5 protein-coding genes are annotated in these 6,776 nt (G+C 67.7%); all 5 read left to right on the plus strand.

Features of this window, described 5'->3' with window-relative positions; all coding sequences use genetic code 11:
- Positions 1-86 precede the first annotated feature (86 nt).
- The 5 genes from ACLQ25_RS25320 to ACLQ25_RS25340 all read left to right on the plus strand — a co-directional run bounded on the left by ACLQ25_RS25320 (position 87) and on the right by ACLQ25_RS25340 (position 6,703).
- Complete coding sequence (locus tag ACLQ25_RS25320; RefSeq protein WP_425733288.1) at positions 87-1,100, plus strand: LacI family DNA-binding transcriptional regulator; 1,014 nt, start codon at positions 87-89, stop codon at positions 1,098-1,100.
- Between the two features lie 91 nt (positions 1,101-1,191).
- Positions 1,192-3,351 carry an alpha/beta hydrolase gene (locus ACLQ25_RS25325; protein WP_425733289.1) on the plus strand — a complete coding sequence of 720 codons (2,160 nt, stop codon included), beginning with the start codon at positions 1,192-1,194 and terminating at the stop codon, positions 3,349-3,351.
- A gap of 104 nt (positions 3,352-3,455) precedes the next feature.
- Positions 3,456-4,796, plus strand: a complete 1,341-nt coding sequence (locus ACLQ25_RS25330) for an ABC transporter substrate-binding protein (protein ID WP_425733290.1) — start codon at positions 3,456-3,458, stop codon at positions 4,794-4,796.
- 80 nt (positions 4,797-4,876) lie between these two features.
- A complete protein-coding gene (locus ACLQ25_RS25335) occupies positions 4,877-5,818 on the plus strand; it encodes a carbohydrate ABC transporter permease (RefSeq protein ID WP_425733291.1) in 942 nt (313 codons plus the stop codon).
- Entirely contained in the window at positions 5,819-6,703 is an 885-nt protein-coding gene (locus tag ACLQ25_RS25340) for a carbohydrate ABC transporter permease (protein WP_425733292.1), read from the plus strand.
- The last annotated feature ends 73 nt before the right edge of the window (positions 6,704-6,776 follow it).

Here is a 6,776-nt window from a genome sequence, read left to right on the forward strand (position 1 = left end):
GGGTCTTGTGTTCGCAATCGTGGTCGGTTACGTTGGCAACATCCTGGAAACGTAACCGATAACGATTGCAGTCCAGAGAGAGCGGCATGATCGAAGCCAATGCGCCGGTAACAATGAGTGATGTCGCCCGGATCGCCGGCGTTTCCACCGCCACCGTTTCGCGCGTCGTCAACGGGCACTACGGCGTCAGCGCCCGCACGATCGCTCAGGTCCGCACCGCGATCGATCAGCTCGGCTACGAGTCGAGCCTGGTGGCCTCGAGCCTCCGGCGCAGCCGCACCAATGTCCTCGGCCTCGTGGCGCACAGCTTCCAGTCGTACACGGCAGAGGTGCTCAAGGGGGTCATGAAGGCGCTCAGCCGCTCCGGCTTCGACCTCATCATCTACGCCAACAGCGACCTCTACGGGTCCTACTCGGAGGGTTGGGAGCAGCGGCACCTGACCCGCCTGTCGGGCACCCTCACCGACGGGTGCATCGTCGTCACGCCCTGGGGTGAGATGCGCAGCCGTACGCCGGTCGTGGCCATCGACCCGGTGCGCGGCGCGACGGCGCCCTCGGTCATGGCCGACAACCTCGCCGGCGCCACCACCGCTGTGGAGCACCTGCTCGACCTGGGCCACCGACGCGTCGGGTTCATCGCCGGCCGCGACAGCCTCGCCTCGGCATGGTCCCGGGAGGAGGGCTACCGGGCGGCGCTCGCCGCCGCCGGTATCCCGGTCGACCCGACGTTGATCGGCCGGGGGGACTTCAATCCCGAGTCGGCCGCTCCGTTGGCGCGCGCCCTGTTGCAACGGCCGGACCGACCGTCGGCGATCTTCGCGGCGAGCGACGGGATGGCGCTCAAGGTCCTTGAGGTCGCCAGGGAGCTGGGGCTCTCCGTACCGCAGGACCTGTCCGTCGTCGGCTTCGACAACATCCCCGAGTCGGCGTCGACCGATCCGGGTCTGACCACGGTCGACCAGTCGATGTACCAGCTCGGGTACGAAGCCGCGCGGATGCTCAAGTCACTGGTGACCGGCGAGTGGGACGAGCCGCACCAGATAGTCCTTCCGACCAACCTCGTGGTCCGTGGCTCGACCGCAGGACCGGCGAGGGACTGAAGGAGGTGAAGACACCGCACGGCGAGATCCACCGATGGGTTGAGCTGGTCAGCGGGTCGCATCCGCTGCCGGCACAGGAAAGGAGTGGAGCGTGACAACCGAACGTTATCACGGGCGCCTACGCCGGCTCTCGGCGGTGTTCAGCGCCGGAGTCGTCGCCATGGCGGCGGCCCTGCTCGCACCGCAACCGGCAGCGGCGGCGGACACGCCGTGGCTGGACGTCTCCCCGGACCGCTACGCCTCGTTCACGGTTCCGGCCGCGTACGTCCAGGGGCACCTCGGCACCGTCTCGCAGGTGGTCGTCGAGGGCAACTTCGGCCCGTCCGCCACCTGGGCGGAATTCGGTCTGACCCGTCGTGGTGACGTCTGGTCCGGTGTGCTCGGCGCGCTGACGCCGGGGCTGTACCGCTACCAGGTGACCGCCGACGACACCAAGACCATCAAGGACCCGACCAACAGCGCGGGAGTCGCGTCCGACCCGCTCCTGAGCACCTTCCTGGTCGCGGGCGAGTCGGCGCGCTGGCTGGCCGACGCGCCCGCCGGCAGCGGCGGCGCGGTCGCAACGTTGACCTACCGGGTCCGCGCCGAGCAGCGCTCGGCCCTGGTCTGGACGCCACCCGGGTACGCGGCCAAGAAGCCCAAGGGCTATCCCGCGCTCTTCCTCGAGTCGGGGGACAGCGTGGCCGCCACCGACTGGCTCGATCTCGGTCGCACGAAGCAGATCCTCGACAACCTCTCGGCGGCGGGCGCGATGCAGCCGATGGTCGTGGTGATCGCCGACAGCACGGACGACCGGCAGTTGAAGGATCTCCGCAAGGCGGTCGCCGACAACTACCGGGTCCTGCGCGATCCGGCGCACCAGGCCATCGCCGGTGTCGCCGACGGCGCGGCGCGGGCGGTCCGCGCGGCCTTCGCCAAGCCCGGTCAGTTCGGCTCTGTCGGCTGGTTCTCGGGCACGTCGGCCCCGACGATCGACCGCCGGGACGCCACGGCGCTCCACCACCTCAAGGTGCTGCGCCTCTACACCGGGAACGTGACCGACCCGGCCTACAACACCACCTACCGGCTGACGAAGGCGTTGGACCGGGCCGGCGTCCGGTTCGAGTTCGACGGGGTCAACCCGGACGGCGGCGGCAACTGGACCACCTGGCAGGAGAACCTCGTCGACTTCGTGCCACGGCTGTTCCGGCACGTGGCGGACCACGGGCCGAGCCCGGGCCACGGCCGGTTGACGGGCGAGTTCTCGCCTCCGCCGGCCGGCACCACCCCGACGCCCTTCGTCACCGAGGACGGGTTCGTCACCTTCGAGACCACCACCGACTTCGCGGACGCCCAGCACGTCACGGTGTGGGCCAACATCGCGCCCGGCGGCAGTTGGCTGCGCGTGCCGCTGACTCGGGACGGCGACCGGTGGCGGGCGACCGTGGGGCCGCTGAAGCCCTGGTTCTACTACTACCGGCTGATCGTCGATCGGGTGCCGTTCAAGGACGTCTCGAACCCCACGAAGGTGACCACGGAGCCGATGTGGAGCACCTTCCTCGTCCCGGGCCCTGCGGCCCGACTGCTGACCGACGTGCCGGCCGGCCAGGGCGGCAAGGTCGAGAGCATGACCTACACCAGCACGGTGGCCAGCCAGGACCGTACCGCGCTGGTCTGGACCCCGCCCGGGTACGACCCGCAACGGGCGCAGCCCTATCCCGTCCTCTACCTCCAACACGGTGGCGGGCAGAACTACACGGACTGGGTCGAGATGGGCCGGGCCAAGCAGATCCTCGACCACCAGTTCCTCGACGGGGACCTCACGCCCATGGTGGTCGTGATGGGCAACGGCAACTCGTCGAACTTCAACCGGGAACTGTTGGAGAACATCGTGCCGACGGCCCGGTCCCGCTACCACGTCTCCAGCGACCCCTCCCAGCAGGCCATCGCCGGGCTGTCGATGGGCGGTGGGCAGGCGCTCGGTGTGCTGAAGGCCTATCCAGGCCAGTTCGCCTACGTCGCGGCCTTCTCGGCCGGGTTCGGCAGCGGTGCCGGCGTCGACGTCGCGGCGATCAACAACGGCACCAGGATGCTGCGGCTGTACGTCGGTGACCAGACCGACTTCGTCTACCCGAGCTTCATGGCGGGGCTGACCACCTTGGACACCCTCGGTATCCGCTACGAGTTCGACGGGGTCACCCCCGGACCACACGGCTGGGACGTGTGGCAGAAGAACCTCATCGACCTGGCGCCCCGTCTGTTCAAGCGCTAGGAGCCTGCCCAGGCGACGCCACCGGGGCGAGTTCCAGCGCCCCGGTGGCGGCCGCCGACGCATGGATGTCCGTGCACCGCCACCTTCCGAAAGGAACCATCTCAATGAAGAGAAGACGCATACTCGCCACGGTGGCCATGCTCGCGGCCGGGAGCGGCCTGGTCGCCTGCACCTCGGACGACGGCGGCAGCGATGCGAGCAACTGCACGAACACCATCACCAAGCAGAACGTGCCGGTCGTGACGATGTGGGGCTGGTACCCCAACACCCAGCTCGTCGTCGACAACTTCAACAAGCTGCACGACGACGTGCAGGTCTGCTGGACCAACGTCGGTCAGGGCGGCGACGAGTACGACAAGTTCCAGACCGCGATCTCGGCGGGCACCGGCGCGCCCGACGTGATCATGGTCGAGGCGGACCGGATCCCGACCTTCCAGATCCAGGGCGCGCTCGTCGACATCAAGCAGTACGGCTACGACGCGGTCAAGGCCAACTACGGCGAGGGCGCCTGGAAGGACGTGTCGGTGGGCGACGCGGTCTACGGCGTCCCGGTCGACGGTGGCCCGATGGGCATGATCTACCGCAAGGACATCTTCGACAAGTACAAGATCACCCCGCCGAAGACCTGGGCCGAGTACGAGCAGGCCGCGCAGAAGGTGAAGGACGCCGGCGGCCCGTTGTTCGGGGACCTCGGCGCGAACGTCCCGGCCGTGATGATGTCGCTCCAGATCCAGAAGGGCGCGTCGCCCTTCACCTTCGATCCGGCCCAGCCGAAGTCGATCGGCGTGAAGCTCAACGACCAGGCGTCCAAGGACGTGCTGGACTACTGGGGTGGCCTCGCCAAGAAGGGCCTGGTCGGTACGCAGGACCAGTTCACCCCGGAGTACATCTCCGGCGTGATCAACGGGAACTACGCGACGTACATCTCGGCGGCGTGGGCGCCGGGTTACCTCACCGGGGCGGGTGTCGGTAAGGGCCAGGACACCGGCAAGTTCGCGGTCGCGCCGCTGCCGCAGTGGGATCCGACCAACCCGGTGCAGGTGAACTGGGGTGGGTCGGCCTTCTCGGTGACCAAGCAGGCGAAGAAGCCCGAGCTGGCGGCGAAGGCCGCCTACGGGCTCTACGCCGACAAGGAGTCGCTCACCGACGGCTGGACCAACCAGATCATCTTCCCGCTGAACCTCACGGCGCTCAAGGATCCCGCGTTCGTCGACCTGAAGGTGGCGTTCTTCAGCGGCCAGCAGGCGAACAAGGAGGTCTACCTGCCCGCCGCCGAGGCCTACAAGGGTATGTCCTACGCGCCCTTCGGCCAGTACTACCTGGACGCCATGACGAAGCAGATCAGCGAGGTCATCAAGGGTTCCGTCAGCGGTTCGCAGGCCGCCGACAAGCTCCAGGACGACGTGGCGAAGTACGCCAAGGAGCAGGGCTTCACCGTTCAGTGACCGCTCCGGGTGGGTCGTGCCGGCGGTGGCCGGCCGGCCCACCCACGACCCCCCGCGTCCACGCCCTTCGGAGACCACAGATGACAGTCCTGACCGAGAAGCGCACACCGCGTCCGCCGAGCGAGACGCGCAAGATCCGTGGCAAGGTGCACCTCCGCGAACACCTGATGGGGTGGCTCTTCGTCGGGCCCTTCGCGATCGTGTTCCTGGCGTTCCTCATCGCGCCGTTGGTGTACGCGCTGTACCTCAGCCTCTTTCAGAAGAAGCTGATCGGCGGCACCAGCTTCGTCCTCTTCGACAACTACGTGAAGGCGTTCACCGACCCGAGCTTCCTGTCCGGAGCCTGGTTCGTCATCCGCTTCTCGCTCGTCTCCATCCCGCTGCAGATCGTCCTGGCGCTCGCGCTGGCCCTCATCCTGGACGCGGTGACCACGCTGTTCGCGCGCTTCTCCCGCCTCATGATCTTTCTTCCGTACGCGATCCCCACCGTCATCGGGGCGGTGATGTGGGGGTTCCTCTACAGCAAGGGCTTCGGCCCGCTCACCGACATCTTCGGGCTCTTCGGCGCCACCGCGCCCGACTTCCTGGGTGGCAACCTGATCTTCTACGGCCTGCTCAACGTCGTCACCTGGCAGTGGGCCGGCTACTACATGATCATCCTGTACGCGGCGTTGCAGGGCGTCGACCCGACGCTCTACGAGGCCGCCCGGATGGACGGCGCCGGACGGTGGCAGATCGCGACGCGCATCAAGATCCCGCTGATCGCCCCGGCGCTGATCCTGATCCTGGTCTTCTCGCTCATCGGCACCCTGCAGTTCTTCAACGAGCCGCAGATCCTGCGCTACCTCGCTGCGGGCACCATCGGGACGGACTTCACCCCCAACATGTACGCGTACCAGCAGGCGTTCTCGCTCGCCAACTTCAACTACGGGTCGGCGATCTCGTTCGCGCTCGGCGGCATCGTCTTCATCTGCGTGTACGCCTTCCTGTTCTTCACCCGCAAGCGGAGGAGCTTCCTCTAGATGGCCGACCACACCAGCGTCCGCGCCGGCGTCCGCCGGCCGCACCGCTACCTTCCTCTGCAGATCCTCCTCGGCTTCCTGGTGATCTACTTCCTGGTCCCGTTCTGGTGGGTCATCGTCAACAGCTCCAAGGACGCCCCGGGCCTGTTCGGGGGCGGCAACACCCTGTGGTTCTCCGACCAGATCGACTACGTCGGCAACCTCCGGCAGCTATTCACCTACGACGGTGGCATCTACCTGCGGTGGATCCTCAACTCCACGCTGTACGCCATCGCCGGCGGAGTCGGCGCCACGGTCCTGGCGGTGATGGCCGGTTATGGGTTCGCCAAGTACCGGTTCGCCGCGCGGCGCTTCAGCTTCGCCGTCGTGCTCGGCGCGCTCATGGTGCCGGCCACGGCCCTGGTCATCCCGACCTTCATCATGTTCTCCCGGCTCGGCCTGACGAACACGGTCTGGGCGGTGATCCTGCCGTCGCTGCTCAACCCGTTCGGCGTCTACCTGATGCACGTGTACGCGCGCGACGCGGTGCCGGACGAGCTGCTCGACGCGGCGCGGGTCGACGGCGCGGGGGAGGTGCGTACGTTCCTGCAGATCGCGCTTCCGCTGATGCGTCCCGCGGTGGTCACCGTGCTGCTCCTGTCCGCCGTGGCGTCCTGGAACAACTACTTCCTGCCGCTGGCCATGCTCTCGGACAACCGGCTGTTTCCGGTGACCGTCGGTCTCGGCCTCTGGCAGGGGATCGCCTCGGCGAACAACTCGGGCGGCACCTCGCTGTGGAGCCTCATCATCCTGGGCTCACTGGTGTCCGTGATCCCACTGGTCATCGCGTTCTTCAGCCTCCAACGGCACTGGCGCGGCGGCCTGTCCGTCGGCGGCCTTCGCTAGATGATCGATTCCAAGGGGTCAGTGGTCGTAGGCGGTCAGGGATCGCATGACCGGTTGGCCGGTGTGCCAGTTG

It is taken from the genome of Micromonospora sp. DT44, from assembly GCF_049841635.1.
GTDB lineage: Bacteria > Actinomycetota > Actinomycetes > Mycobacteriales > Micromonosporaceae > Micromonospora.